The 25,343-nt window shown below is 61.2% G+C and carries 23 protein-coding genes; 11 read left to right on the forward strand and 12 right to left on the reverse strand.

Annotated features, from left to right (window positions below; translation table 11 throughout):
* Positions 1-128: 128 nt before the first annotated feature.
* From tkt to VSP_RS32915, 4 genes are all read right to left on the reverse strand, one after another.
* Positions 129-2,108: a transketolase gene (gene tkt, locus VSP_RS32895; RefSeq protein ID WP_009966105.1), complete on the reverse strand. Its 1,980-nt coding sequence runs from the start codon at positions 2,106-2,108 to the stop codon at positions 129-131.
* Between the two features lie 118 nt (positions 2,109-2,226).
* Positions 2,227-4,335, reverse strand: a complete 2,109-nt coding sequence (locus tag VSP_RS32900; protein ID WP_009966106.1) for an HAD-IIB family hydrolase — start codon at positions 4,333-4,335, stop codon at positions 2,227-2,229.
* 15 nt (positions 4,336-4,350) lie between these two features.
* Positions 4,351-5,727 (reverse strand): glycosyltransferase, encoded by a 1,377-nt coding sequence (locus VSP_RS32905; RefSeq protein WP_425509801.1) that lies wholly within the window; start codon positions 5,725-5,727, stop codon positions 4,351-4,353.
* Between the two features lie 518 nt (positions 5,728-6,245).
* Entirely contained in the window at positions 6,246-7,718 is a 1,473-nt protein-coding gene (locus tag VSP_RS32915; RefSeq protein WP_009966110.1) for an FAD-dependent oxidoreductase, read from the reverse strand.
* A 157-nt stretch (positions 7,719-7,875) separates the two neighbouring features.
* Between VSP_RS32915 and VSP_RS32920 the strand changes: the two genes are divergently transcribed.
* Together VSP_RS32920 and VSP_RS32925 are read left to right on the forward strand one after the other, a co-directional pair.
* Positions 7,876-8,277 (forward strand): BlaI/MecI/CopY family transcriptional regulator, encoded by a 402-nt coding sequence (locus VSP_RS32920; protein ID WP_009966111.1) that lies wholly within the window; start codon positions 7,876-7,878, stop codon positions 8,275-8,277.
* A 43-nt stretch (positions 8,278-8,320) separates the two neighbouring features.
* On the forward strand, positions 8,321-9,673 hold the full coding sequence (locus VSP_RS32925; RefSeq protein ID WP_009966112.1) for a M56 family metallopeptidase: 1,353 nt from the start codon (positions 8,321-8,323) through the stop codon (positions 9,671-9,673).
* Between the two features lie 19 nt (positions 9,674-9,692).
* Here VSP_RS32925 and VSP_RS32930 read toward each other — a convergent pair whose 3' ends face one another.
* Positions 9,693-11,429 carry a phosphate ABC transporter substrate-binding protein gene (locus VSP_RS32930; protein ID WP_198141278.1) on the reverse strand — a complete coding sequence of 579 codons (1,737 nt, stop codon included), beginning with the start codon at positions 11,427-11,429 and terminating at the stop codon, positions 9,693-9,695.
* A gap of 163 nt (positions 11,430-11,592) precedes the next feature.
* Here VSP_RS32930 and VSP_RS32935 point away from each other — a divergent pair, with 163 nt between their 5' ends.
* The 7 genes from VSP_RS32935 to VSP_RS32970 all read left to right on the forward strand — a co-directional run bounded on the left by VSP_RS32935 (position 11,593) and on the right by VSP_RS32970 (position 17,757).
* Positions 11,593-13,224: an L-lactate permease gene (locus tag VSP_RS32935; protein WP_009966114.1), complete on the forward strand. Its 1,632-nt coding sequence runs from the start codon at positions 11,593-11,595 to the stop codon at positions 13,222-13,224.
* A gap of 154 nt (positions 13,225-13,378) precedes the next feature.
* Entirely contained in the window at positions 13,379-13,954 is a 576-nt protein-coding gene (locus tag VSP_RS32940) for a hypothetical protein (RefSeq protein ID WP_029190940.1), read from the forward strand.
* Between the two features lie 262 nt (positions 13,955-14,216).
* Positions 14,217-14,381, forward strand: a complete 165-nt coding sequence (locus VSP_RS32950; RefSeq protein ID WP_009966117.1) for a DUF1328 family protein — start codon at positions 14,217-14,219, stop codon at positions 14,379-14,381.
* A gap of 181 nt (positions 14,382-14,562) precedes the next feature.
* A complete protein-coding gene (locus tag VSP_RS32955; RefSeq protein WP_009966118.1) occupies positions 14,563-15,375 on the forward strand; it encodes a hypothetical protein in 813 nt (270 codons plus the stop codon).
* 242 nt (positions 15,376-15,617) lie between these two features.
* Positions 15,618-15,758 carry a DUF3096 domain-containing protein gene (locus VSP_RS41685; protein ID WP_009966119.1) on the forward strand — a complete coding sequence of 47 codons (141 nt, stop codon included), beginning with the start codon at positions 15,618-15,620 and terminating at the stop codon, positions 15,756-15,758.
* A gap of 118 nt (positions 15,759-15,876) precedes the next feature.
* Positions 15,877-16,134 (forward strand): hypothetical protein, encoded by a 258-nt coding sequence (locus VSP_RS44080; RefSeq protein ID WP_198141279.1) that lies wholly within the window; start codon positions 15,877-15,879, stop codon positions 16,132-16,134.
* 192 nt (positions 16,135-16,326) lie between these two features.
* The gene (locus VSP_RS32970; RefSeq protein ID WP_009966122.1) at positions 16,327-17,757 is read left to right on the forward strand and encodes a sensor histidine kinase; all 1,431 of its coding nucleotides are present in this window, start codon (positions 16,327-16,329) and stop codon (positions 17,755-17,757) included.
* 127 nt (positions 17,758-17,884) lie between these two features.
* On the opposite strand, the gene VSP_RS32975 is transcribed toward VSP_RS32970, so the two are convergent.
* Positions 17,885-19,477 (reverse strand): RtcB family protein, encoded by a 1,593-nt coding sequence (locus VSP_RS32975; protein WP_009966123.1) that lies wholly within the window; start codon positions 19,475-19,477, stop codon positions 17,885-17,887.
* 149 nt (positions 19,478-19,626) lie between these two features.
* Between VSP_RS32975 and VSP_RS38635 the strand changes: the two genes are divergently transcribed.
* Positions 19,627-20,121, forward strand: a complete 495-nt coding sequence (locus tag VSP_RS38635; protein WP_044135293.1) for a GNAT family N-acetyltransferase — start codon at positions 19,627-19,629, stop codon at positions 20,119-20,121.
* Positions 20,122-20,127: 6 nt separating this feature from the next.
* On the opposite strand, the gene VSP_RS42860 is transcribed toward VSP_RS38635, so the two are convergent.
* Positions 20,128-20,343 carry a hypothetical protein gene (locus tag VSP_RS42860; protein WP_157211189.1) on the reverse strand — a complete coding sequence of 72 codons (216 nt, stop codon included), beginning with the start codon at positions 20,341-20,343 and terminating at the stop codon, positions 20,128-20,130.
* 176 nt (positions 20,344-20,519) lie between these two features.
* Here VSP_RS42860 and VSP_RS43290 point away from each other — a divergent pair, with 176 nt between their 5' ends.
* The gene (locus VSP_RS43290; RefSeq protein WP_009966128.1) at positions 20,520-20,669 is read left to right on the forward strand and encodes a hypothetical protein; all 150 of its coding nucleotides are present in this window, start codon (positions 20,520-20,522) and stop codon (positions 20,667-20,669) included.
* A gap of 161 nt (positions 20,670-20,830) precedes the next feature.
* On the opposite strand, the gene VSP_RS32995 is transcribed toward VSP_RS43290, so the two are convergent.
* From VSP_RS32995 to VSP_RS33015, 5 genes are all read right to left on the reverse strand, one after another.
* Positions 20,831-21,514 carry an HAD family hydrolase gene (locus VSP_RS32995; RefSeq protein WP_009966129.1) on the reverse strand — a complete coding sequence of 228 codons (684 nt, stop codon included), beginning with the start codon at positions 21,512-21,514 and terminating at the stop codon, positions 20,831-20,833.
* A gap of 112 nt (positions 21,515-21,626) precedes the next feature.
* A complete protein-coding gene (locus tag VSP_RS33000; protein ID WP_009966130.1) occupies positions 21,627-22,460 on the reverse strand; it encodes a metal ABC transporter permease in 834 nt (277 codons plus the stop codon).
* Between the two features lie 13 nt (positions 22,461-22,473).
* Positions 22,474-23,391: a metal ABC transporter permease gene (locus VSP_RS33005; RefSeq protein ID WP_009966132.1), complete on the reverse strand. Its 918-nt coding sequence runs from the start codon at positions 23,389-23,391 to the stop codon at positions 22,474-22,476.
* Positions 23,388-24,287, reverse strand: a complete 900-nt coding sequence (locus tag VSP_RS33010; protein ID WP_009966135.1) for a manganese/iron ABC transporter ATP-binding protein — start codon at positions 24,285-24,287, stop codon at positions 23,388-23,390. Before VSP_RS33010 ends, VSP_RS33005 begins: the two co-directional genes overlap by 4 nt.
* A 52-nt stretch (positions 24,288-24,339) precedes the next feature.
* Entirely contained in the window at positions 24,340-25,269 is a 930-nt protein-coding gene (locus tag VSP_RS33015; protein ID WP_009966136.1) for a metal ABC transporter substrate-binding protein, read from the reverse strand.
* Positions 25,270-25,343: the final 74 nt, after the last annotated feature.

Genomic DNA, 25,343 nt, shown 5'->3' on the forward strand with positions numbered 1-25,343 from the left:
CAGGTTTTCTCCATGAAATCAAGCATCAGGCGTGCGGATGGATGTCTCTCACAAGACCGCACCTCACAAAAAAACCAGGCAACCCTCGCAGGCTGCCCGGTTCTCAAATGATCTGCTGCCTGCTCAGCTTACTGCGCAGCGGCCACGACGTTCTCGGCGGTGATGCCGAGTTCGCTCATGACGACATTGCCGGGGGCGCTGAGGCCGAAGCGGTCGATGGCGATGATCTTGCCTTCGGTGCCGACGTATTTCCACCAGAGGGCGGAAACACCGGCCTCAATGGCGACGCGCTTGGTGACTGCGGGGGGCAGCACTTCATCGCGATAAGCCTGGGGCTGACGGTCGAAACGCTCAAAGCAGGGAAGGCTGACAACGCGGACGCCTTCGCCAAGCTGCTTGGCGGCATCCACGGCGTGCTGCACTTCGGAGCCGGTGGCGAGAAGGATGGTCTTCAGCGTGCCAGTTTCCTTCACGAGCACGTAGCCACCCTTGAGGGTGCCTTCGCGGCGGACGGAGGCAGGGGTGCCGCCCTGGTTGGGCAGGTCCTGACGGGAGAGGGCCAGAAGGGTGGGGCCGTCGTTGCGGCTGTAGGCGGCGGCGAAAGCGGCGGCGCACTCCTCGCTGTCGCCCGGGCGGATGACATCCAGGTTCGGAATCACACGCAGACCGCTGACGGTCTCCACCGGCTGGTGGGTCGGGCCGTCTTCGCCCACGCCCACGGAGTCGTGCGTGAAGATGTAGGCCACGGGGAGCTTGGACAGAGCGGCCAGACGAATGCTTGGGCGGCAATAGTCGGCGAACACCAGGAAGGTGGCACCGCTGACGCGGAAGAGGCCGTCATAGGCCACGCCGTTGCAAATGGCACCCATGGCGTGCTCACGAATGCCGAACCAGATGTTTCGGCCGGTCGGGTTCGCGGCTGAGTAGTCGCCACCGTCCTTGATGTAGTTCTTGGTGGAACCGAAGAGGTCGGCGCTGCCGGTGATGACGTTTGGAATGGCCTTGGCGATGTGGTTCAAGATCTCACCACCGCTGTTGCGGGTGGCGGCCTTGCTCTCAGCCGGGTACTCGGGGATGAGCTTCAACAGCTCCTCGGCGGAGTGGTCGTAGTGCACGCTGTTGTCCAGCTCGGCCTTGAGCGCCGGGTTGGCGGCAGCCCACGCGTCAAAGGTCTTGGTCCACTCAGCATGCGCGGCCCCGCGCTTGGCCTTGAGATCGGCGAAGTAGGCTTTCACCTCTTCGCTCACGAAGAAGTGCTGGTCGGCAGGCAGGCCGAGAGCCAGACGGGCGGCGTCGATGAACTTGGCACCGCCTTCACCGTGGGCCTTGGCCGTGCCGGCCACTTCCGGGATGCCCTTGCCGATGAGGGTCTTGGCAATGATGATCTTGGGCTTGCCATTGTTGGTGGCTTTGGCGGTCTCCACCGCGCTCTTGATGGCGTCGAGGTCGTGACCATCAATGGTCACGGCATCCCAGCCGATGGCTTCATACATCTTCTGGAAGTCTTCGCTCTGGGTCACCTTGGCCATGGCGTCCAGCGTGACGTCGTTGGAGTCAAAGATGAGGATCAGGTTGTCCAGGCCGTTGTGCGCGGCAAAGGCCACTGCTTCACGGGCCACGCCTTCCTGAAGGCATCCGTCGCCGGCGAGGGCGATGATGTGGTTGTCAAAAATGGTGTGCTCCGCGGTGTTGTACTTCGCGGCGGCCATCTTGCCGCTCAGCGCGAAACCGACGGCGTTGCCCACGCCCTGGCCGAGGGGGCCGGTGGTGCACTCCACGCCCACGGTCTCAAAGGACTCCGGGTGCCCGGGGGTGTGGCTGCGCAGGGCGCGGAACTTGCTCAACTCCTCAACGGGAAGGTCGTAGCCGGAAAGGGCCAGCCAGGAGTAGATGAACATGGAACCGTGACCGGCGGAAAGGATGAAGCGGTCGCGGTTGAGCCACTTGGGGCTCGCAGGATCGCACTGCAGGGTCTCGCCAAAAAGCACCGCCCCTACTTCCGCGGCGCCAAGAGGCAGACCCAGGTGACCGGAGTTGCACTTGTGGACGGCGTCCATGGCAAGGCCACGGGCTTCATTGGCGGCTTTCGAGAGGATGGCTTTATTCATCGTGTTTTCTGCGGAGCAATAGATTCTGCAAAGGCGCGCTACATACCTTTCACGGGGCGGGATGCAAGGGCGAATGCAGGGCGGGGGCGGCGGCTCCAGCGGACTTGTGGACAATCGGTCAAAAATGTGACTGAATTTCCAGTTCCTCGCAGGCGAGCAGGAACTCGCTGGCGGACCAAGCTTGCTTGATCTTGCCCATGGGGTTGCCCGTGCGGGCGTGCGCCCACTCGTTGAATTCCCAGTCGCCCAGCACGCCCCGCTGGTTTAGCCGGGCGAGCTTGAGCAACTCCTGCCGGGCCAGGACACGGAGGCCCAGACGGTTCACAAAGCGCACCCAGGCGGCTCCGATGTAAGGCCAGATGCCGCCGTTGTGATAGTGGCCCGGGAGGTTGAGCAAGTTCACCGTGTAATACGGACGCCAGTCGGGATCGCCTGGCTGCACCACCGGGTAGAGATTGACCACCGGGAAAGGGTCGTTTACGCCCACACCCCACATGAAACGGAAAGCGTGGCGGGCCCGATCCACATCCATGACATTGAAGAGGAACGCGAGGATGTTGCCATACACATCACAGCGCCAGTTAAAGGCAAACGGGGTAACCTGGGCGAGAAGGTAACTGGTATCCCCCAGGCTGAACTGCATGTCCGCAAAGCTGCGTGGCGAGGCCTCTGGCACCGGGGCGGTACTGGGCCAGAAACGCTGCATGATGACGGCCTTGATGGTCTGGGAGCGGCGCACATAGTCGCCAGCCCGCCCAGAGACGCCCAGCATCTCCAGCAGGCGGCCAAAGGCGATGTTCGCCCGATACCAGAGGACCTCGTCCAGCAGCACGTTGTAGGAACGCCCGAAGAGATCCGTCCAGTCGCCTGCTTCAGGAATCTCCAGCAGCCCATCATTGTTCGAGTCATGCGCCGCCAGCCAGTCCATCGCCTTCTGCAGGGTGGCCACCCACTTGCGCGCAAACGGCAGGTCCTTGGTGGTGCGCACATGCTCATAGGCGGCAATGACGACCCACAGACCACTGTCGATGGCGCAGATGCCGCCAACACCAGAATAGTCCGGCAGGCCGGTATCGATGTTGACGTTGGCGGGGATCTGGCCGTTGGGCGAGACGTTGGAAAGCAAGGTCTCCAGGGTGCGCACCCGACACGCTGCCACATCTGCGTCCTCCAGGCTCATGCAACCAATCACCGTGATGGCCCCATCACGCCCCCACACGCTGCGATAGTTCGCGTCCGTACCACGCACCTCGTTCTCTGTGAGAGAGCAGGCGGAAAAGCCCAAGGGGGTGATGTTTTTCTTGAGCGTTTCCACCGCCTTTTGATAGGCGGTCTTGAGGAACTCCAGCTCGTCGGGTTTCAGCTCGTCGGTGGGAGCCTGCTGGAGGAGCTGCTGGATCTCCGGAGTGAACCGGTTGTGACCAGGATCCTCGGGGACCGCAGCGGGCACTTCCTGGATGAGCCCGTAGTGCTTCATGCCTTCCAACACCCCGTCCGCGCAGATGGCGTGGGCCATGTAGGGGCGCGTGGTGAGCACTGCCTCCAGCAGCTCGGGCTGGGCGTTTTCCACCACGATGCCTCGCACGTCCGGCAGGTGGAACATGGCAGCGTCGTTTCCCGTGTCCCCGGCGACGAGGGCCTCCGCCGGGGAGATGTCCAGATGGTTGAGCAGCCAGTCCAGCGCGTTGCCCTTGTCCGCCAGCATGGGCAGCACGTCCAGGTCCCGGTCACTGGAGTAAACCACGGCCGCCTGCAGACCGGCTGTCTCCAATGCAGCACGCAGTCCGTCGATCACCTCGGTAGAAGCATGATGGAGATACCAGCTTGATTTGAAAGGCGACTGGAAGTGTGCGGGCTGCGGTACCGCGTGAGTGGTCTGGGTGACCACCTCCACCGCCTTCGCACGGTTCCAGCCCCCGCTCATGATTTCTGAAAACTCCTGCACCACCTCCTGCGTCTCGCGGCGGTAGATCAAGGTGCCCACACCGCAAATGAGGTAGTCGGGCGGCGGCAAATCTGTGCGGCGGAGCTGGCGCAGGCTGTCTGCCAGCATGCGGCCGGTATTGTACACCAGCACGGGGCGGGTGCCCTCCGGCAGGGCCAGCCAGGCCCGCTGGAAGCTCAGCGTGGCGTCCGGTTTGCCCAGCAGGGTGCCGTCGAGGTCAAAACAGGCGAGCCGGATGGGCAGGACGGAAGGGGCAAGTGAGGGTTCAGTGGCGTCAGGCATGCAGAAGGTTCGAGGTCAAACAAACGAAGGCGTGGTGCCCGCTGGCACGAAGGAGGGCTGCGGGTCAAGCAGGGATTCCGGTGAAAGGCGGTCCTCCAGTTCACGCAGCACCTGCTGGGCAATGCCCGTCCAGGTGAAGAGGCTGCGCGCCCGCTGGCTGCCCAGGCGGCCCAGTCTTTCCCGCAGACGGTCGTATTTCGTGGCCTGGAGCAAGGCGATGCCAAACTCCTCCTTGTCGAGGGTGTCTGCATAGATGGCGTGAACCCCGAAGTCCAGCGCACGATAGAGACCCCCATGGGTGGTGACCACCGTGGGTGTGCCACAGGCCAGGGCCTCAACCGCCGTCATGCCAAATGGCTCATATCGGCTGGAAAGCGCAAACACATCCGCAGCGCGGTAGCGGTCGGCCAGCTCCTCGTCCGACACGGAATCGGAAAGCACGATGCGGTCGCGGTAGGGGCTTTGGGAAATAAGTCCCCGCATCTCCTCCAGCAGCGGGCTGTTCCCGGGGTCCGAGGAAACTTGCCCCACGGCCAGGTGCAGCCAGACATCATCCTTGCGGGCCGCCGCCACTTCAAAGGCGGGGATGAGCAGGTCGAAGCCCTTGTTCCGCGCCAGACGGCCCAGAGAAAAGATCACCTTGCCCTGATAACCGAAGGACTCCCGCAGCGCCTGACGGCTCGCAGTGCTCACCGGGAAGAAACGCGTATCATCGTACCCGGGCGGGATCATGCGAATGCTGTCCGCAGGCAGATTATATTCGGACCGCAGGAGATCGAACTGTTGCGGCGAAGTGGCCACCACCAGATCACAAGCCCGGTAGAGCGCCTGCTCCTCGCGAATGCGCACGGGGAAGTTGTACTTCTTGTCGAGATCGGCCACCTCCTCAGGAGCATCAGCCTTCATCTGGCTGCGCTTCCATGCACCCAGCGAGTGGGGGGTGTGCACATGCGGAATGCCGAGCGCCTCCGCCATTCTTTGTGATGCCACACCAGCGTCCCAGTAGTGACTGTTGATGAACTGGTAGGCATAATCATGCCGGTCAATGTAGCGCAGCGCATGCTCCACCCATTCCGGCAGCTTGTTGAGCAGCGTTTCTTTTGGAATGAAATCTTTCCCTCCGCAGGGCATCCGCAGGATGGTGACGTTCTCATCCACCACCTCACGTTCCGGCTGTTCCTCGAACCTACGGGTCCAGATGTCCACCTTGAAGCCCAGTTGGGCCAGCTTGCGGGAGAGCTCCAGCACATACACCACCTGGCCACCGGTGTCCGGTGCGCCCAGGGGCGGATTGGCAGCGACATAACCGTGGGTGGAAACCATGGCAATCCTCGGGCGGAGCCGCCGGCGACGGGCGGGCGTGGTCTTGGTGGTGAGTGTTTCCATTTCCATCATCATGGGGTACGGCCACCCTGTCCCCCGCACCATAAGCAAGGGCTTTAGAACCGCCTAAACGATCCTGATTCTCTTTGCCAAGCAAGCAGGGGGCGCGCTGGCACAGAAGATCGTCTGCCGTGGAATAAGCGGATGTATCCGGGGCGGTGTTCCTCCCATACCGCAAGCCACCAAGGCTTCCCTTCCAACACAGTTGTGCTTTCCTATTACCCCTCGCCATCCGGCAGGGCCTTTCCAAGAACGCCTTGCTCCTCCGCCTGCCTCCGCACTCTCTCCCAAAATCCCGACAAGTCAGGAGCCCCCAAGCTTCTCACCACGTCCACCACCTGGGAGCACTGCGCTATCAGGAGTCCTGCGTGGGGCTGTCAAGCTTGGACGTCAGCGGAGCAGAGATCTGGGCGATGCTGACGAGCGAAGGGTTCCAGCACATTACAAGCGGACGCCAGGCGGCGGATCCCGCGCGCACCGGAAGCCTGTTGCGCAGGATCAGGTGTTGGATGCGCAGCATGACTGCACTACACCTCCTTCAGCAACCCCTCCATCACCGCCCTGACTTCGCTCCATGCCACTTCGTGCGGAGGACGCCTGGTCCTGGCAGCCACTGCCGCCGTGGCACCTGCCGCCTCGCCCATGGCAACGGAGTTCCCCGTGACGCGATAGCTCGCATGGGCGGTGAAATCCCCGCTGATGCAGCGGCCGGCCATGAGCAGGCCGTCCACGTCTTTCGCGATCAAAGCCCGCAGGGGGATGTCATAGGGGTGGAACTTGAAGTCGGCGTGGATGATGGCCTTCTTGTCATTGGCCTCCTTGTCATGGGCGTGGATGTCCACGCCAAACGTGGCCCGGGTCACGGCATCATCATGTCGTGCGCCCGTGGCCAGATCGTCGCGGTTCACGGTATAACGTCCGTGGATGCGCCGGCCATCGCGCACGCCGATCTGTTCCGGAGTGGCCACAATCTGCATGCCTTCCCAGGGCCCGCCGAGCTTGCGCAGGCCGCGCACGACCTTGAACACCTCCGCACGGGCGCGGATGGTGGCCTCGGTGATCGCCGGGGCGTCAAAGGCCTTGATGCCATATTCGTGATTGATCATCACCATCACCAGGTTGTCCCGCACCTGGAAGAGCGTGGGCATGCCATAGGAGGGTTTGAATCCGGCCCGGATGATCTCATTCTTGAAGCCCTCTGTGGCCTGATGGTGCCAGTCCCACATGCCCTTGCGATTCTCCGGCGTGACTTGGTAAAAGGAAATATAGTTCTTGAGCGCTGCCGCATCCTTCACCACGGCCAGGGTGTTCAGCGTCATGGGCTGACACGGGCACTCCGCCCCGCCCTGGCCGATATCCCAGCCACAACGGGCCATGGCACCGAGGTCACCATCTCCCGTGGCATCAATGAAAACTGGGGCGCGCCAGGCCTGGCGACCGGACTTCGACTCCGTGATCACCGTGGTGAGCTTCCGCCCGTCCCGGTAGGCGGCGGCGAGGCGGGTGTGCAGGTGGATCTTCACCCCTGCCTCCACACACATCTCTTCCAGCAGGACCTTCATCTCCTCAGGTTCATACACAAACTGGTCTGGCAGCGTGCTGCGGCGGGCATCCCGCTCGTCCAGCCGGCGGATGATCTCCTTGGCAAGTCCGGGTTTGTTGAAGTCAAAAATGTAGGTGAGCAATCCGGCGGTCCACACCCCGCCCAGGCAGCCGTGAATCTCGATGAGGCGGGTCTTCGCCCCCGAACGGGCAGCCGCTAACGCGGCCGCAATCCCCGCCGGACCGGCACCACAGACGATGACATCCACATCCTCCCCAAGAGGCAGATCTTGTGCAGGCTCCGGAAAGACGCCCGCCTTGGGCTGCTCCGAGACCGGTGCCGACACCGCCCCGAGCCAGGATGAGGAAGCCAAGGTGGCCGCCCCGGTCAGAGCGGAGCGCAAAAAGGTACGGCGGCCGTTTTCTGTGGAGGAAAGGGGAGAAGTGAATTCAGACATGGCAGAAGCAGTGAGAATGCGATGGCGACGGGCGCTTGCTTGTTCTCTAGAGTCCCCCATACCGCCATGTTGGACAAATCGGCGTGAAGAAGTGCCCTGCTAAATTTTTAGCATTTCCATCTAGACAGCCGAGAGCTTCGGATGCTAAAAAATTAGCATGAAGCGAAAATTGCATGAGCTCAGCCGGCGCGAGCGGCAGATCATGGAACTCATATTGGTCAAAGGCTCCGCCTCGGCGGCCGAAGTGGAAGCAGGGATTCCCGATGCACCGAGCTACTCCGCCATCCGCGCCCTGCTGCGCATTCTGGAGGAGAAGGGCCATCTCAAGCATCGGGAGGAAGGCGGACGTTATGTGTACGAACCGGTCGAGGCCCCGCAGACGGCGAGCCGCTCGGCACTCCAGCAGGTGGTGAAGACATTCTTCGGTGGGTCCCTGGCCGATGCGGTTGCCGCCTTCGTCGATGACAAGGACGGCAGCCTCTCCAGCAATGAGTTGAAACGACTGGAGGACATCATCAAAAAAGCGGGGAAGCCGGACGCTGGGCCGCGGGCATCTTGAGATCAACACCCTTTCACGTCGGAATCACATCCTCAATAGAGCCATGAACGCTATCACCCTCCTCATGATTGACCTTGGGCTGCGCAGCAGTGCCATATTGATTGTCGTGTTTGCTTTGTTCGCTGCCTTTCGCCGTGCTTCCGCAGGCACGCGCAGTGCCGCATGGCGGGTGGGATTCCTGCTTCTGGCCCTGCTTCCCCTGACTTATTACTTCGAACCTCCATGGTGTCTGACCGTGGCTGAAATGGCTCCGCCTCCGTCTCGAGAACAGTCGATCTTCAACACACCGGCGGAGTTGGACGCGGCGAACAACCTCTATGGAGGGCGTTCCATGATGGAGACCCTGGAAGAATCCAGGCCCGGGGTCACGTGGATCGTCATCTGGATGGCCGGTGCCGGGGTCTTGCTGATGCGTCGTTTCATCTCCGGCCGGCAGTTGAGAAAGCTGGCGCGACAAACCACGCATCTCACGCCCAAGTCGCGGCAAGGACGCATGTGCAAGCACCTGGCCACCTCCCTCGGCATCTCACGTCGTGTCCGCCTGCGCCATGGTCCCACCTTGGCTGTGCCCGTCACATGGGGCATTCGCAGGCCCGTGATTGCGCTGCCGACCTCCTCGTCCGACTGGGCTGAGGTTCGGCTTGAGGCCGCCCTGCTGCACGAACTGGGGCACATCCGAAACCGCGATGCCTTTTCCCGTCTCCTCGCCACAGTGGTGCAGGCATTCTACTGGCCCAATCCTCTGGTATGGATCGCCGCCAGGGCGTGGCGTACCGCCCAGGAACAGGCCTGTGATGATCACGTTCTCCTCAAAGGCACCCCCGCCGACACTTATGCCCACCAACTGGTGGAAGCCGCACGCACCTTGGCCGTGGCACGTCAGCGCCTGGGCACCGCGCTGGCCTTGGCACGCCCTTCCACTCTGGAGCAACGCATCACTGCCATCCTGAATCCCCGGGTAAACCACCAACCCGTGAGCCGCAGCACCTGGTTCAAGATCTCCACAGGGGGAGTTCTGTGCCTGACGCTCCTGACCATGGTGCAGATTCGCGGACTTGCGGCACCAGCGGAAGACTTCAGCAAAGGCAATCCCACAGAAATACACGATCTGGCAGAACGCACGGTGCTCCCGGAGCTGAAACTCCGCATGGCGACCCTGCAGGAAGCGGTCTCCGCCATACGCCTCAAGATCGTTGAGGCATCACCGGAGAAGAGGCCGCTCAAGATAACGGTGACGCACCTGTCCGAGCGCGAGAGACAAACCAGGATGTCGGTAGATTTCATACAAATCCCCCTGCATGAAGCACTGAACTACATCACCCAACTGGCAGGGGTAAAGTTCAGCTACGTGGAGAACGAGGTGCTGATTGAAGGGACCGAACCTGCCAGCGATTGACCGCATTCCGGCCCCCGGTTCACGGTGACAACTCATCCACCAGGAACGAGTTGAACAGCACACACCAGTTCCACAGGGGATAGGGCTGTCCGGCACGCGTCCCATACCCCCGATCCCCGAAGGCATAGACCGCCTTCTCGGGATCGGAATCCCGCAGGTTGCCGTAAGAAAACGCACGGTGGGCCACCAGCGTCTGCCCTTCAAGAAAAGGCACCTGGTTGCGAAGTTCACGGTTCTCAATCCGGATCACGATCTTCCCATCCTCCTCCCGAAGATCCCGGATGGGAGCCCGGGTGGCGGCGGCGGCCGGGGCTTGGTTCGCGATGTAACAGGTGCCTTCGGCCAACCTCAGCGAGATCAATGAGCCCTCCGGAGCTACCACCAGTTCCGTGGTAGCAGGCTGCCCTTCCACCGTCGGAATCAATCGCACGGCCGTGATGCGGCCGACCGCTCCAAAATAGGGGACGCCGTAGCTGACCTTGATCTGGTCGCCCGGAGGCAACGGAGCCGCCAACTTGAGCCGGACTTGCGTAGCGGATGACAATTTTGCGGCCTCAAGTGCAATGACCGCCCCCGATTGGTTGCGAAGCTGGAAGCCCGCCAGTGAACTAAACGTGCCCGGCTTTCCAGCGGTCGATTGCTGCCGTGGCAGACAGGTCTCATCCAGCACCAGCGGCGGGCGCGGCACTGTGAACTCCACCCGCACGCTGGTGCGCCCCTCCTCCAGCGCTGCCCGCTTGGGACGCAGCGGTTGCCAGTCTTCCTTCTCAATCAAGACACGGCGCACCACCTTGGCGATCTGCTCTCCGTACCAGCGCTCCCCGTCTGCCGCGAGGTGGATGCCATCTCCATGACGGTTGGCATAGCGGCTGTTGATGGCACTGGGCACCATGTAATGAGGCCCCACCATGTACAGATGCGGCTCCAGGTCGGCGGCCATCAACTGGGCGTGCCCAGCAGCCCCCAGCGTCTGGTAAGTGAACAGGGGAATCTCCCCGGCCTGACCGGTGATGGCCCGGAGATCGTCCGACCATTGTTTCCGATAACTCACCAGCCGGTCGCGATACCATTCCTGTCCCTTCGGAGCCGGCAGCTCTGCCTCCCAGCGGCAGGGCACGACCCCGCCGGTGGGACCGCCATTGGCCTCCCCCTGCATCCAGACCAAGGCAGTGATGGCAAAGTCCTGGCCCCGGGCTTTGGCCTGGACCACCGCTCGTCGAGCATCGTCCAGACTGGTGGCGTAGTAGCCGCCACCGTGCTGTTTGACCTGCGGCGTGCGGGGATCTGCCGACTGATCCGCGATAGACAATTCCTCAATCCCCCGGCCGCCCTGGCCGGCATACGCCACCAGATAATGAGGGTCCTGCCCCGGCTGGGAGGCCGCTCCAGGAAGCGTTGCCTTCAAGTGATCTGCCAGGCCATTGGCGATGGTTTCACCAGTGCCTCCGTTCATGGATGCCCGCAGGGGCACCAGAACAAAGTCCCCCGCCGGACGCCCCTCAGGCCTGGCCGCCCACGATCCGGACGCCCATGTACGCACTCCCCGCTGAAACATCCAGTTTCCCCATGGAGACGGGGTGGTGGTGACCAGGGGCAGGGACTCTGAGCCCTCGCACAATGACTGCCCCATGAGCCACAGGCCCTGTAGCGCGGGTGGAGGAGGATCAGCATGACCTTGGATCGCAAGTCCAGCCAACACCAGGGCAAGGATCGGCCGAAAGCAAGTTCGAGGAGAAGAAGGAGAAGGCGGGGGCATGATGGGGCAGGCTGGAAAAGGAACGGGGGACGGTCCTCATTCTTGCCAAACCGGCCTGGAGTCTGACAGGATCATTTTGTCCATCACGCGCTGGGGCTTCTTTGCAAGTTTGGCGCAAGCCGTCGCGTCTTGGCCTCACGCTCTGCCCACCTTCTCCACCTCCATGCCCTGGCTTCAGAATTACGACCCCTTTGGCAACCCCTCCCTCTCCACCCTGGTCGCCGCCATCCCCGTGGGGGTCCTGCTCGGGCTGATCGCCTCCGGGAAACTTCGCATCCACCTCGCGGCGGTCGTGGCCCTCATCGTGGCATTGATCGTGGCCGTGGCCGGATTTCACATGCCTCTGCCCGCCGCCGCCGCCGCCGCGGGCTATGGGGCGGCCTTTGGCCTGCTGCCCGTGGGATGGATGATCCTGAACCTGATCTTCCTGTACCAGATGACGGTGGAGAAGGGCTGGTTCGATGAACTACGCAACCTCTTCACCCGCATCGCGCCAGACCCCGGCATCCAGCTCATCCTGGTGGCTTTTTGCTTTGGGGCCTTCTTTGAGGGCATAGCGGGCTTTGGTGCACCCGTCGCCGTGACCTCGGCCCTGCTCATCCAGTTGGGATTCCGGCCTCTGGAGGCCTGCGTGCTTTCCTTGATCGCCAACACTGCCCCGGTCGCCTTTGGCTCACTGGGCATTCCGATCATCACGCTGAACAAGGTCACAGGCCTGGGTGAACTCACGCTTTCGCAGATGGCAGGGCGGCAGCTGCCTTTTTTCTCAGCGATCATCCCGGCGTGGATCATCGCCGTGCATGGGGGACGGCCAGCGCTGCGACGCGCCTGGCCAGCGGCGCTGACTGCCGGGGTCTCGTTCGCCTTCATGCAGTTCATCATGTCCAACTATCACGGTCCCATGCTGGTGGACATTGTGTCGGCGATCTTTGCCATGGGAGCCATGGCCGTGCTGCTGCGCTTCTGGCAGCCCGCCGAAGCTCCCACCAGCGCGCATGTGCAGAGCGTGGCCGATACCGGTGCCCGCCTGCGAAAGCGGGCCTGGATGCCCTGGCTCATCCTGACGGGGATGGTGTTTGTCTGGAGCCAGCCAGGCATTAAGGACAGCCTGGATGCCGTCTTCAGCCGCGATCTTCCGGTGCCCGGCTTGCACAACGAGATTCTCCGCGTGCCTCCCGTGGTTCCTGAAACCCCGGTCGCAAAGCCTGAGGCAGCCCTGTTCAAGCTGAACGCGCTGTCCACCACCGGCACTGCCATCCTCCTGGCCGCCCTGGTCTCAGGTCTCGTCATGGGATTCAGCCCGCTGCGCATGCTGCAGATCTGGCTGCGCACCATCATCAAGATCCGGCTCTCGCTCATCACCATCGCCTGCATGCTGGCATTGGGCTTCGTGACAAAGTACTCCGGGGCCGACGCCACGCTGGGTCTTGCCCTGGCAAAGACGGGTTGGCTTTACCCGTTCTTCGGCACGCTGCTGGGCTGGCTGGGCGTGGCGCTCACCGGGTCGGACACTGCGTCGAACGTGCTCTTTGGCTCCCTGCAAACCATCACAGCCCAGCAGGTGGGGGTGAGCCCGGTGCTCATGGCCTCTGCCAACAGCGTGGGCGGCGTCATGGGCAAGATGGTGGATGCCCAGAGCATCGTCGTAGCGAGCACCGCCGCGCAGGTGTTTGGCCAGGAGGGAGCCATTCTCCGCCGCGTCTTCTGGCACAGCCTGGTGCTGGCTTCGCTGGTCGGGGTACTGGTCTTCCTGCAAGCCTACGTGTGGCCGTTCACCCAGATGGTGGTGAAGTGACCCCATGATGCGGAGCAGGGCCAACCGCAATCATCCCTCTCTTCAAAAGCGAAGAATTGGCTGCCGTGGAAAAAATTTATCGTTGGTTCGGCAATTCCTTGAATAAACCCTTCGTTAGCCTTGTCATAAGGCGGCATCCCAGATTCTACTTTCCATGAATTCTCCCGCCCAAAGATTGATCCTCGCCCTCACGCTGACGTCGGCCATTTTCTCCCACACCCATGCGCAGGACTCGCCCTCACTGCCCGTGAAGGCCCCTGAGCAGCTGTCGCAAGGTTCCCGAAGACTCGCCTTCCCCCGAGGAATCCAGACTGGCCAGCCTGATCCCAGCAGTGTGCTGGCGGAAAATTACCGGGTGACGCTAACCATCACCGGCATCGCCCCCGAAAAAGCCGAATCATCGGTCCTCACCTCTTCCAAGCAGATCAGCCTGAGCAATGTGATTCCCGTTCCAGGCGATGCAGGTCTGCTCCAGAACATGGAATTCTCAGGCTTCCTCGGTGATCCTACAGAGGGTAGGCTGGAGCTGAGCTACACGCTCAACCTGAGTTTTCCCACTCCCGACATCGTGAAGGCCCTTCAAAAAGGGATCACGGCAAACGGAGTTCACTATCTGAATGAGAGAGCCTCGGGCACCCTGCGAGTAACACCCGGAAAGTCATACGAGGTGCTCCGCTCTGGTGTGCGGATCTACACCTTGAAGGTCGAAGTGGAAGCAGAAGGTAAATAGTCCGGCCGATTCCTGCCGCAGGGTGCTGGAGAAGCACTTTCGCACAGTGCGGATTGCCTCCCAAGAGTGGAGAAGTGGGCAAATTGCATGGCTTGGGGGAACATCCACAGAGAACAACGCAGCGCCCATCTCACTCATCATCAACTGCTTGCGCAAGCCAATCGGCTCTCGGCATGCCTTATGCGATTCTGGGATGCATGCTGGAACGTGATCATCCGGGTGGATGACGGCTGACCGGCCAACAAATCAAACCCATACCGCCATGCTTTCCTGGACTGTTACATTCTTGGTAGTTGCTCTGATCGCGGCCGTGCTCGGTTTTGGTGGCATCGCTGGTGCCGCTGCCGGGGTCGCCAAAATCTGCTTCTTTATCTTTCTGGTCTTCTTCCTGATCTCGCTGGTCACCGGTCGAAGAACAGCTCCCTGACGGCCTTTCTTTAGCCAACGTGGGCAGCAGGCCCCAATCAACATTTCTAGATCAAAACCCCCGCACAGGGCAGCCATACGGCTGCCCTGGCTTGTTTTGCGGCCCAAGCCAAAGGGCCTGCGGTTTGCTTTTCACGCATTCCGTGTTTTAATTGTAGGTTCGTTTCTCCCAAACCGCTTTCATGTCCAAGTTTCTTCTCATCATTGGCCTGCTGATTTTTGCCTACGCATGCCGCACGTTTCACAATCGCTACCTGAACAAGGCGGGTTGGGTGGCGGTGCTGGTGGCCAGCTATCTGGCTGCCTATTTCCTCACGGGCAGTCATGTGTGGGGCGGGCTGGCACTGGCGCTCTGGTTCTTGTTCCCCTGGGTGGAGATCGTCGGCCGGGTGCGCAAACTTCGCTTCCCCATTCACAGCCATGTGAAGCATCGCTTCCCTCCGTCCCGGGAGGTTTTTCCGGACCTGGACGAAATCACCAATGAGGTGGAAGAAGCCGGCTTCAGCAAGACGGATGACGCTGGCTGGAAGTGGGATGAGACCGACCACTTCGTCCGACTCTTTTACAGCGAGGAAAAAAAGCTCCAGGCCACGATCAGCGTCGCCCAACAGGAGGCTTTTATCTTCTCTCACGCCAGCCTGACGACGCGCACAGCGGATGGAGAAACGCTGGTGACGACAAACTACCCCTTCAGCTTCACCATGAAGCTGTCTCCACGCCAACGGATGAACCGTTGCGACGACGCGGAAACCTTCGAAGACATGCTGCTGTCTCACGGTGCCTTTTTGGCACGCCATGGCATTACCACGGACAAAACGGAAGCGCAGGATCCTGAAAATCTGCACTCAGTCATCGAGGATGATCTCGTGCAACAGGTCTCCCATAATCTCGATGCTGGCGTCATCGTGCGCACAGAAGGTGAGCAATTCCGCTATTCATGGAGAGGCTGCTTCTTCCTGTGGTGCCAGGTCGTGAAGGACATGCTCCGCGTGTAGCTAGCTGGCTCCAGGAGGGGGCCTCTGGTCCGGCAGGCACTCTGCCGGAATTTGGAAACAGATGCAAAAAGCAAGTATCTTGCCTGTATTGACATGCAGTTTGCATGAAAACAGGCAAAGCATCAAGATTCAAGTCGAGAGCTAAATAGCTCATTCAGAGCGGTTTACCAACATCATTTCACGTTGGAACCGAACCTGCAAGAGAGGGAAGGCAGAAGCGCGTCAACGGCGTGCCCCCTTCCATGAAATCGACTCTTTTCCATCCCATCGTCTCCATCATTGCCGGCATTTGCGTGCTGATCTTTCCCGCACTGCTGAACTACGTGGTGGGTATCTATCTCATTCTGACAGGTGTGCTCGCTCTGAGTGGTCGCCGGTCATGATCTGATTGAAAACGAGAAGACGAACAAAGTCCCATTTGATCCGCGATTCCCCCTTTCCCCCAAAACCTAAGGCCAGATCAGAACAAAAACATCCACTACAAACCACACCCCTCCTTCTATGAAATACGATATGAAATCCAGCCTGATGATTGCCGTCGCCCTTTTCTTCACGGGTGCTTCTGCCCTCCTGTTCACCAGTTGTGAAGAGAAGCCCCGCTCCGCCACCGAAGCAGTAAAAGACGGTCTCGATATGCGTGAAAACGAGAAAGCCAAGGACGCTGGCGAGGACCTCAAAGACGCGGCCAAAGACGCAGCCGATGGTGTGAAGGATGCGGCCAAAGACGCCAAGGACGCCGTGAAGGACGCCGCCAACTGATTTGCAAGTCCATTCCGGCGCGCAGCCTCGAATCAGTGGGGCAGCGCGCCACCTGTCTCTCTAAAGGACAGTAAGATGTGATCCCGGCCGCATGCCAGCCATGCTGCCGGGATTTTTGTTTGGAAGTGACTGCACTTGCCTCCAATCGGGCCTCGCCCGCTGTCTTCACCAACCCCGTTTCACCTCGTACCCATGATCCGCTCCTGGCACCGCTGGCTGTTCACCATCGCGGCAGTTCTGCTGCTGGTGACCCTGGCCACCAATATTCGCAGCACCCGTCTCACGGAACAGAACATCACCAGCGTGCTCCAAACTGATGAGGTCATGGCCCGGTTCCTTCGCCTGCGTGCCCTATTGAGCGAGACGGAATCCACCGCCCGGGGGTATGCCCTGGCCGGCGATACCGTGAGCCTGGCACTCATGGGGCAGAGCCGGGCAGACGCCCTGGTGGAACTGAGGAGGATTCAGGAAATGACGCGGGACAATCCCGTGCAGCAGAACCTTCTGGCCCGGGTGCGGGAACTGGCAGAGTCCCGATTTGCCGCGTTTGACCTGATGGTGACACAACGGGGCAATGCCGTGGATCCGCGGTCAGTGATCCCGATGGTGGACGAAGGGCGGGGCCTGAGCCGCGCCCTGCAGGCCAGGATGGATGAAGGGCTGGCCAGAGAACAATTGCTTTTCGACAGGCGCAACGCCCGTGCGAGGTGGCATCTGCACCTGCTCAACCTCACATCCATAGGCAGCGGGGTGATGGCCATTATTACCGCAACTGCGGGCTTGTTCCTCATGAAGCGCGCCCAAAAGGCCGCCCTGAGAGCCGCCGTGTTGGAGCTCGACAAGGCGCGGGTGGAACATACCGCACTGAAGAAGAGCCGCTTTCTTGCCCACGTCAGTCATGAGATCCGCAGTCCCCTGACCTCCATCATTGGCCATGCCGAACTCCTGGCAAAGAACCCCGACGGCAAAACGGGACGGGAGTGCCTGGAGGCCATCCAAGCCAGTGGGCGAGCACTGCTGCGCTTGGTGAACGACCTGCTCGACCTCTCTCACATGGAGGTGGGCAGATTGAAACTGGACCCGGGGCCGGTGAGCGTGCGGGATGTCCTGCACGAAGTCGCCCTGGTGCATGAGGGCGCGATCCGCGAAAAGGGCCTCGCCTTCATCTGCCGCACTTCGCCAGAGGTTCCCGCGCTGCTGGAGCTCGATGCAGAACGAATGAAACAGGTGCTGGACAACCTCGTCTCCAACGCGCTCAAGTTCACCCAAGAAGGCAGCATCGCCCTGGAAGCTTTTGGCACCCGCGTGGCGGGGACCCATCCCAGGTTTGATCTGCAGTTCCGCGTTTCCGACACCGGCATGGGTATCTCCGAGAAAGATCAGAAGCGCATCTTCCGCGACTATGAACAAGGGACTGAGCATGCAGCCGGTCGCGGCGCGGGGCTGGGCCTTAGCATTTCCCGCCAGCTTGTCCAGCTGATGGGCGGGACCATTGCCTTAAAAAGTGAAACTGGCGAAGGCTCCTTCTTCACCGTCAACCTCCCCGGAGTGCCTGTGGTTCCAGGGGGAGCAGGGTCTGCGAGTGCGGAGACGGCGGATATTGAAGGGGTTTCAGCGAGTTGAGCGGGGGCGGTCAGGTGAGCCAAGATCAGGTGACTTGTTTGTTTGTCGGGGAGGAGAGCATTTTAAGCTCTTTCTCGAAGTGGATGCGCCGACAGTGTCTCAATTCACCACCGGTCTGGCGTCTCTCCTATCCCTCCTCATCCGCCTCCGCATCCACATTCCCGCCATCATCCAGATCCCGCAAGCGCTGCCGTTCCTTCCGACGGTCGGCACGGTGCTCGATGGCACGGAGCTGCTTGGGCGTGAGTTCCTCCTTGCGGCGAATCCACGGAGGAGGCCCGGAGTCGCCAGCCATGATGGAGCCGAGGGGCTCGATCTCCGCCACCACATCCGCGAGCCCAAACTGCTCAATCTGCGCTTTCACCTGTGCCGCGGGCTTGTAGCCGAGTGGTGACTCGGACAAATCCGGTTTCCCATAAAACCAACGCACCTCGATGCCTCGGGTGCTGTGCTCCAGGGCCTGCTGCACGCGGCTGGCATCAAGCTCGCCTTCATCATTGCGATACTTCCGCATCATCGCGGAGCGGGACAGATTCCTCCCCGCGCCATGTGGACAGAACGAAAGGTACTCCTCGTTGTCGCGGCCCAGCACGACGAGGATGGGGCTGGCCATGTTCAGCGGAATGAGCCCCAGCAGCGGGCGACCGGCCTCATCTTTCCAGGCCGGGGTCGCCCCCTTGCCGTGAAGGAAGATGTCACCGCGTTTCCAGACAAAATTGTGCTCATTGCCAAAGGCGGCCACGGCCACGCCACCCGTTCTTTCCAAGAACCTTGCGTGGATGCTCTCGTGATTGGCCTTGGTCCAGCGGGACACGTATTGCAGCGCCTCCCAATAGTCACGCCCCTCCTGCGTGCCGTAGTCCAGCCATGCCGCCGGAGCGGGGATGTCGGCGGCATGACGCTTGACGTGAGCCAGCGCCGCCTTCTGCCCACGGGCGTACACCTTGGCCCCGAGCCCGCGGGACCCATGGTGCGTGACCAGCACCAGGCTTTCATCATGCCCTTCCAGCGAGTCCGCCAGAACCACATGTCCGGCCGCTCGCAGTTGCTGGCGAGCCTCATGGGAGATCCGGATCCTGCCCAGATAGGCGAAGTGATTGCCATCGCCCTGGTCGGCCATGTGCTTGAGCGCGTCTTCCCGCAACCCCTGCAAAAATGGATTCTGCCAGACATTCTCATGATTCACGGCATGCGGCACGTAGTTCTCCGGCCGCCGCCCTCCCATGCCAAAGCGGGTGGAAGCCATGAGATCATCCAGCATTGCCGTCACTCCCTTTCCGCACTGGAAAAAGGTGGCGTGCATGGAGCAGCAGATGTCTGCGCTGTGGGCACTGGGGATGATGGCGTTCTGGACGGCCACGGCACCTCCCACCGGGATGGTCGCAGGCACGGACCCGGCGGGACAAGCGTCTGGCATGACCGCTCCGCGAGTCACCACCGGTGTTTGCAGCAGCTCTGTCATGAAGCGACGCACGGATTTGATATTCCGCTCGTCCTCGGGGCACGTGGCCTCGATGGCTTCCGCCAGCGGAGCGGCAACATCCCGCATGGTCATCTTGGGCGCTGTGGGCGGGAAATCCCGCCGCAACAGCTTCAGCAAATAGGCCGGATCCGTGATGCCTTTGGCCTCATACTCGGCGGCTTTGACAAGGGCTTGTCCGATCTGCGGTCCGGGGGCCCATCCGGCCTCCAGAAAATCTTCTCCATTTAACACTGACATTGGAGGAAAGTGCCAGATGACCTGAAGCTTGTCGAGCGCCGCGGCGTCAGGTGCCCTGACTCTTCAGTCATGATGGGCAGAATGTGAAATTGATGCTGCAGTCTGTCCAGAATCCCGCGCTGGAGTCGTATGGGTTTTCGACTCCTCTCATGCACAGTCGCGCTGCAATTCCACCCAGCTTCTCCATCCGCCCGATACGCCTCGAGGACGAGGCGGCGCTGGCACAATTGCTGGTGACGTGTCGTGAAGACGCGTTTCACTGGCGGGACGCCGGCAGCTTCGCACTTGCGGACTTTGCCATCGAAACCGCAGGGGAACGCATGTGGGTGGCAGAGGGGAGCGACGGATCCGTCTGGGGGTTCATCTCCATCTGGGAGCCGGATGACTTCATCCACCACCTGTATGTCCACCCCAATTGCCAGCGGAACGGAGTGGGGGAGGAGCTGATGCGCAAGGTCCTTGCCTTCAAGGAAACAACCTGGCGGCTAAAATGCCCGGTTGCGAATGCCCCCGGCCTGGCATTCTACGAAAAGCACGGGTGGACCGTGGAGGACCGCGGGGTGGATGTGGGCAGCGATTATTTCCTCATGCGATCTCCCGCCCCGGGACGGGAGGAGACGTCGGCCCCGGGGCCGGTGGCATGACGAACCTTAATCGTGCCCGGGGCAATGCCAGTGGCGGCCACGATGGTCGCACCAGTCATGGCAGTGATGATGATGGTGACAACCGCAGAAACGGACACCACAAACATGGCGCAGCTTTTGCATGAAGGTGTCGCCAGGCATGTTGGGGCTCACCGTGGAGGCAGCCATGGTAGCGCCACAGGCGAACACAAGGACGGCAAGGGGAACAAACAGCATTTTCATGGTAGGAGGCTTCTCAAGGGAAGCAGCTGGAAGACTGAAGCAGTGCGGGTTTCAGTAAACTACTCACGCCTCTCATCAGGCCACCACCCGGCGGCCCTGCCGAGACAGGAGGGCAGCCCAGATCACCGGCCGATCACCACATAGCCAACGCCCGGAATGTAGATGGTGTGCCCACCATGGCCGTGACCGCCGTGTCCATGGCCGCCGTGTCCATGGCCGCCGTGGCCGTGGCCGCCGTGGCCGTGGCCGCCGTGGCCGTGGCCGTGACCGCCGGCGAAGGTCGCAGTGGGGGCGAAGGCAAGAGTGAGCGCGACAACGAGGGATGAGATGACGAGTTTCATTGGGGTTTTTGAGCCGCGGTGTTGCGTTGTTTTGTGCGTCGCGGTTCGTCATATCAGACGAGGCTCATGAACCCTTATTCATCATTCGATGCTCATTCTAAAAGATCTCCCAACACCCTTGGCCTGCCCTCCTGCCACCGTCACCTTCACAGACCCGTGGCTGCGATGATCGTCTCCACGCGCAAACCCTCGAGGTTCGAGTAAGCAACATCTGCCTGGCCCAGGCTTTCCAGCGGATGGGTCGTGGCCACTGCCACCACCTTCATGCCCGCGCGTTTGCCGGCCTCAATGCCGACATGCGCATCTTCAAAAACCACACAACGCTCCGGAGGGCGGCCCAGCTTTTCCGCCGCCTTGAGAAACACCTGCGGATCGGGTTTGCCCACGGTTACATCCTCCGCGCTGACAATGTGCTGAAAATAACAATCAAGCCCGGTCATGCCCATGATGGTCTCAATGTTCAAACGGGGCGTGGAGGATCCCACGGAGGTGGGGATGCCCAGGGAGAGCAGCTCTTCCAGAAGCGTCACCACCCCAGGCAGCGGAACGATCCCATCCCGACGCAGAATCTCGCGGTACAGCTCCTCCTTGCGATTACCCAGGCGGGCGATCTCTGCGTGATCGTCTGGCGCCACAAAGTCAAAACACATGGGAATGATCTGCTGGTTGCGCATGCCAAAGGTGGCTTTGAAAAAGCCTTCTGGCATGGGGCGGCCGAGTTCTTGAAACAGCAGCTGCCAGCTTTCCTCATGCTGGGCATGAGAGTCGATGATGACGCCGTCCCAGTCGAAGATGAAACCGGTGGTGGCGGAGAGAGAGAGGTCGGGCATGAGGCAATGAAGGTGGCAAACTTCAAATCTCAAACTTCAATCTACAATCTTCACGCTTTGGCTTCATGGCCCGGTCCAGATCAGGCTGGCATAGGGCGGTGGCTCTTCACCGTCAGCCCTTGACCCGCCGGGAGGCCAGGAGCCCATGACGGGGCGCAAACACAAAAGCAATGGCAAAAATAAGAGCCTGAACCAGCACCATGCAGGCACCGGGTGCGGCATTCAGGAAGAAACTGACGTACACACCGGTCACACAGGAAATCACGGATGAGAGGGCCGCGACAATCAACATGCGGTCAAAGCGATCCGTCAACAGGTGGGCAATGCAGCCCGGTGTGATGAGCATGGCCACCACCAGCAGAATGCCCACGGCCTGCAAGGCGGCCACGATGGTGCCAGCCAGAAGGGCAAGAAGCACATAGTAGAGTGCCTGGGTGTTCAGACCAATGGTACGTGCATGCGTGGGATCGAAGCAGTACAAGAGCAGATCCTTTCGCAAAGTGAGGACTACGCCCAGCGTCAACACAGCCGCCACCAGCGTCTGGATCTTGCTGCTGCGCTCAATGCCCAGGATGTTGCCAAAGAGGATATGGTTCAGGTGTATGTCCGTCTGCACCTTCGTGAACATCACCAGTCCCAGGGCGAAAAGTCCGGTGAAGATGATGCCCATCACGGTGTCTTCCTTGATGCGGGTGTTGGCCTTCACCCAGCCGGTGGCGGTGGCGCAGAAGAGGCCGGTGACAAAGGCACCGACGGCCAACGGCAGTCCAAGCAGATAAGCCCCCACCACACCAGGCAGCACGGCGTGGGAGATGGCATCCCCCATGAGGGACCAGCCCTTTAGCACCAGGTAACAGGACAGCACGGCACACACCGTGCCCACCAGGGCTCCGATGAGCATGGCATCCACCATGAAAGAGTAGCGGAAAGGTTCGAGCCAGTGCATGGACAGATCAGATTTACACGGAAATGGAGGACGAGGGAGGCTGCGGGCCTTTGGGGGTAGAAGGTGCCAGCGCACCCGCGACAGCCCGGGCTTCCCGGCGACGGAGTCTGGCCGCGAGCAGCCCATGCTTGGGGGCCAGCACCAGGGCCAGGAGGAAGAGCACCGTCTGGAGCACCACAATGCACCCCCCGGTGGAGCCATCCAGAAAGTAACTGGCATATGCCCCTGCAACACCGCAGAAAAGGCCCATGCCGGTGGCCAGGAGAATCATGCGGCCGAACCGGTCTGTCAGCAAATAGGCCGTGGCCCCAGGGGTAACCAGCATGGCCACCACGAGCACGGCACCGACCGTCTGCATGGCGGCGACCGCCGTGGCGGAAAGCAATGCCAGCAGGAGAAAATGGAGAAAGGTGGTGTTCATCCCCAGACTGCGGGCGTGGCTGGCATCAAAGCAATACACCAGAAGGTCCCGCCACTTCACCAACAGCACTCCCAGCGAGAGGCCGGCAATGCAGACCACCTGGACAATGTCCCGGTCTGAGATGCCCAGGATGTTGCCAAATATGATGGTGCGCAGATTGATCGAGCTGGGAAACATCGAAAGCAGCAGCACCCCCAGCGCAAACCAAGTGGTGAACACGACGCCGATCACGGCGTCCTCCCGCAACCGGGAGCGATGCTTCACCCAACCCATGCCCACAGCAGCCAGCAGACCAGCCACAAACGCCCCCAGGGAGAAGGGCAGGCCCAAAATGGAAGCCACGGCCACTCCAGGCACGATGGCATGAGAGAGGGCATCCCCCATGAGCGACCAGCCCTTCAGCGTGATGAAGCACGAAAGAAAGGCACACACGGCCCCGATGAGGCCACTCAAAAGAATGGCCTTCACCATGTACTCGTACTGAAACGGGACGAGCAGGCTCTCCATCATTTCCGCGAATCCTCCGCCAGTGGACCGGTTTTGGTGCCCACGCCGCTGCGCTTGGGAGCACCATCCTGACCGAGGAGCAGGGGCCGCTCATCATCGGAGAGCAGGAGAACTTCATTCCTCGCGGACCCCGGGAGGTCCGTGTGGTCAAACTTGAAGTGCCGCAACACGCCGCCAAAGGCCTTGGCCAGGTTTTCCTCTGTGAAGATCTCCGCCGTAGGACCGGACGCCAGCACCGTGCGGTTCACGAGCACCACGCGGTCACAAAACTCCGGCACGCTGCCGAGGTTGTGGGTGGAAACCAGGATGATGTGCCCGTCCTCACGCAGCTCCTCCAGGAGATCGATGATGGCCGTCTCCGTCTTTACATCCACACCGGTGAAAGGCTCGTCCAGCAGCATGATCCGGCCGCGCTGCGCCAGAGCCCGGGCCAGGAAGACACGCTTCTTCTGCCCGCCGGAGAGCTCGCCAATCTGGCGGTCCTTGTATTCCGACATGCCCACGCGTTCCAGACTCTCCCGCACGATACGCCGGTCTTCCTCCCGCGGGATGCGCAGGAAATTCATGGAGCCGTACCGGCCCATCATGACCACATCCCACACGCTCACGGGGAAGGTCCAGTCCACCTCCTCACTCTGGGGCACGTAGGCCACCAGATTGCGCTTCTGGGCCTCCTTCACCGGCCGCCCCCCGATGCGTACGGTGCCTTTGGCGGGCTTCAGGAAACCCATGATCACCTTGAACAGGGTGCTCTTCCCGCTGCCATTCACGCCTACCAGGGCGCAGACGGTGCCAGAGTGCAGGCTGAAGGTGGTGTCCCGCAGGGCCACGTTGCCGTTGGTGTACGCCACCGTGACATCGGTGACCTCAATCGAAAGCGGCGTGGAGGCGTCGGACATTGGGCGTTCTGGGGAGGGGACACCCCGCCGGAGCGACGGCGACTCACCGCTCTCACCGTCCGGCAAAGCCTTGTACAATAGTGTCGGCATTGGTTTGGAGCAATTGAAGATATGTTGGGGCAGGGCCGTCATCGTTGGTCAGCGAGTCCACATAGAGAACGCCGCCGTATTTGGCCCCCGTCTCCTTCGCCACCTGAAGCATGGCCTTGTCGCTGATAGTGCTCTCGGAAAAGACCACCGGAATCTTGTTGGACCGGACACTGTCCACCACCTTCTGCACCTGCTGGGGCGTGCCTTCCTGATCCGCATTGATGGGCCAGAGATAAAGCTCCTTGAGGCCGTAGTTCCGGGTCAGGTAGGAGAAGGCACCCTCACAGCTCACCAGCCAGCGCTGCTCCGCAGGGATGGTCGCCAGCTTCTGACGAACCGGCTCATCCACAGCCTTGATCTTGGCCGTGTAAGCGGCGGCGTTGGTGTTGTAGGTCGCTTCATTGGCGGGGTCCAGTTTGACCAGCGCTTTGCGGATGTTTTCCACATAGATCACGGCATTGGCCGGCGACATCCAGGAGTGCGGATTGGGCTTGCCAGAGTAAGGTCCCTCACCGATCCCGACAGGCTCGATGCCCTCCGTCAGCACGGCACTGGGCACGCCCTTCACTTCATGGAAAAACTTCTCAAACCAGCGTTCCAGGCCCATGCCGTTCCACAACACCAGATCCACATGCTGCGCCTTCACCAGGTCCAGCGGCGTGGGCTCATAGTCATGAATCTCGGCACCCGGCTTGGTGATGGACTCCACGATCGCCGCCTCACCCGCCACATTCTGCGCCATGTCCTGAATGATGGTGAACGTGGTCAGGATGCGCTTGGGGCCAGATTTTCCGGAACCTCCGCTGGATGACGGCGGCCCGCACGCGGTGATGCCGACGGCGGCAAACGCCGAGAGGGTCAAGGTGGTGATAAAGTGGCGGCGATAGGTCATGTCAGATTTTATGGAGAGCGGGTTGGGAAGAAAGGAAGATGCCAGTTGAACCGAAAAGTAGGCCTGGAGGGCGA

This window comes from Verrucomicrobium spinosum DSM 4136 = JCM 18804 (assembly GCF_000172155.1).
Lineage (GTDB): Bacteria > Verrucomicrobiota > Verrucomicrobiia > Verrucomicrobiales > Verrucomicrobiaceae > Verrucomicrobium > Verrucomicrobium spinosum.

What these genes read in the sequence shown, in the direction of transcription:
- VSP_RS32925 (WP_009966112.1), top strand. Translation starts at nt 8,321, where the DNA reads ATGAACGCTATCACCCTCCTCATGATTGACCTTGGGCTGCGCAGCAGT.
- VSP_RS32920 (WP_009966111.1), top strand. Translation starts at nt 7,876, where the DNA reads ATGAAGCGAAAATTGCATGAGCTCAGCCGGCGCGAGCGGCAGATCATG.
- VSP_RS33015 (WP_009966136.1), bottom strand. Translation starts at nt 25,269, where the DNA reads ATGACCTATCGCCGCCACTTTATCACCACCTTGACCCTCTCGGCGTTT.
- VSP_RS32915 (WP_009966110.1), bottom strand. Translation starts at nt 7,718, where the DNA reads ATGTCTGAATTCACTTCTCCCCTTTCCTCCACAGAAAACGGCCGCCGT.
- VSP_RS32995 (WP_009966129.1), bottom strand. Translation starts at nt 21,514, where the DNA reads ATGCCCGACCTCTCTCTCTCCGCCACCACCGGTTTCATCTTCGACTGG.
- VSP_RS32975 (WP_009966123.1), bottom strand. Translation starts at nt 19,477, where the DNA reads ATGTCAGTGTTAAATGGAGAAGATTTTCTGGAGGCCGGATGGGCCCCC.
- VSP_RS38635 (WP_044135293.1), top strand. Translation starts at nt 19,627, where the DNA reads ATGCACAGTCGCGCTGCAATTCCACCCAGCTTCTCCATCCGCCCGATA.
- VSP_RS41685 (WP_009966119.1), top strand. Translation starts at nt 15,618, where the DNA reads ATGAAATCGACTCTTTTCCATCCCATCGTCTCCATCATTGCCGGCATT.
- VSP_RS33010 (WP_009966135.1), bottom strand. Translation starts at nt 24,287, where the DNA reads ATGTCCGACGCCTCCACGCCGCTTTCGATTGAGGTCACCGATGTCACG.
- VSP_RS32950 (WP_009966117.1), top strand. Translation starts at nt 14,217, where the DNA reads ATGCTTTCCTGGACTGTTACATTCTTGGTAGTTGCTCTGATCGCGGCC.
- VSP_RS33005 (WP_009966132.1), bottom strand. Translation starts at nt 23,391, where the DNA reads ATGATGGAGAGCCTGCTCGTCCCGTTTCAGTACGAGTACATGGTGAAG.
- VSP_RS32900 (WP_009966106.1), bottom strand. Translation starts at nt 4,335, where the DNA reads ATGCCTGACGCCACTGAACCCTCACTTGCCCCTTCCGTCCTGCCCATC.
- VSP_RS32940 (WP_029190940.1), top strand. Translation starts at nt 13,379, where the DNA reads ATGAATTCTCCCGCCCAAAGATTGATCCTCGCCCTCACGCTGACGTCG.
- VSP_RS43290 (WP_009966128.1), top strand. Translation starts at nt 20,520, where the DNA reads ATGGCCGTGACCGCCGTGTCCATGGCCGCCGTGTCCATGGCCGCCGTG.
- VSP_RS32955 (WP_009966118.1), top strand. Translation starts at nt 14,563, where the DNA reads ATGTCCAAGTTTCTTCTCATCATTGGCCTGCTGATTTTTGCCTACGCA.
- VSP_RS32930 (WP_198141278.1), bottom strand. Translation starts at nt 11,429, where the DNA reads ATGCCCCCGCCTTCTCCTTCTTCTCCTCGAACTTGCTTTCGGCCGATC.
- VSP_RS32970 (WP_009966122.1), top strand. Translation starts at nt 16,327, where the DNA reads ATGATCCGCTCCTGGCACCGCTGGCTGTTCACCATCGCGGCAGTTCTG.
- VSP_RS42860 (WP_157211189.1), bottom strand. Translation starts at nt 20,343, where the DNA reads ATGAAAATGCTGTTTGTTCCCCTTGCCGTCCTTGTGTTCGCCTGTGGC.
- VSP_RS44080 (WP_198141279.1), top strand. Translation starts at nt 15,877, where the DNA reads ATGAAATACGATATGAAATCCAGCCTGATGATTGCCGTCGCCCTTTTC.
- VSP_RS32905 (WP_425509801.1), bottom strand. Translation starts at nt 5,727, where the DNA reads ATGGAAATGGAAACACTCACCACCAAGACCACGCCCGCCCGTCGCCGG.
- tkt (WP_009966105.1), bottom strand. Translation starts at nt 2,108, where the DNA reads ATGAATAAAGCCATCCTCTCGAAAGCCGCCAATGAAGCCCGTGGCCTT.
- VSP_RS33000 (WP_009966130.1), bottom strand. Translation starts at nt 22,460, where the DNA reads ATGCACTGGCTCGAACCTTTCCGCTACTCTTTCATGGTGGATGCCATG.
- VSP_RS32935 (WP_009966114.1), top strand. Translation starts at nt 11,593, where the DNA reads ATGCCCTGGCTTCAGAATTACGACCCCTTTGGCAACCCCTCCCTCTCC.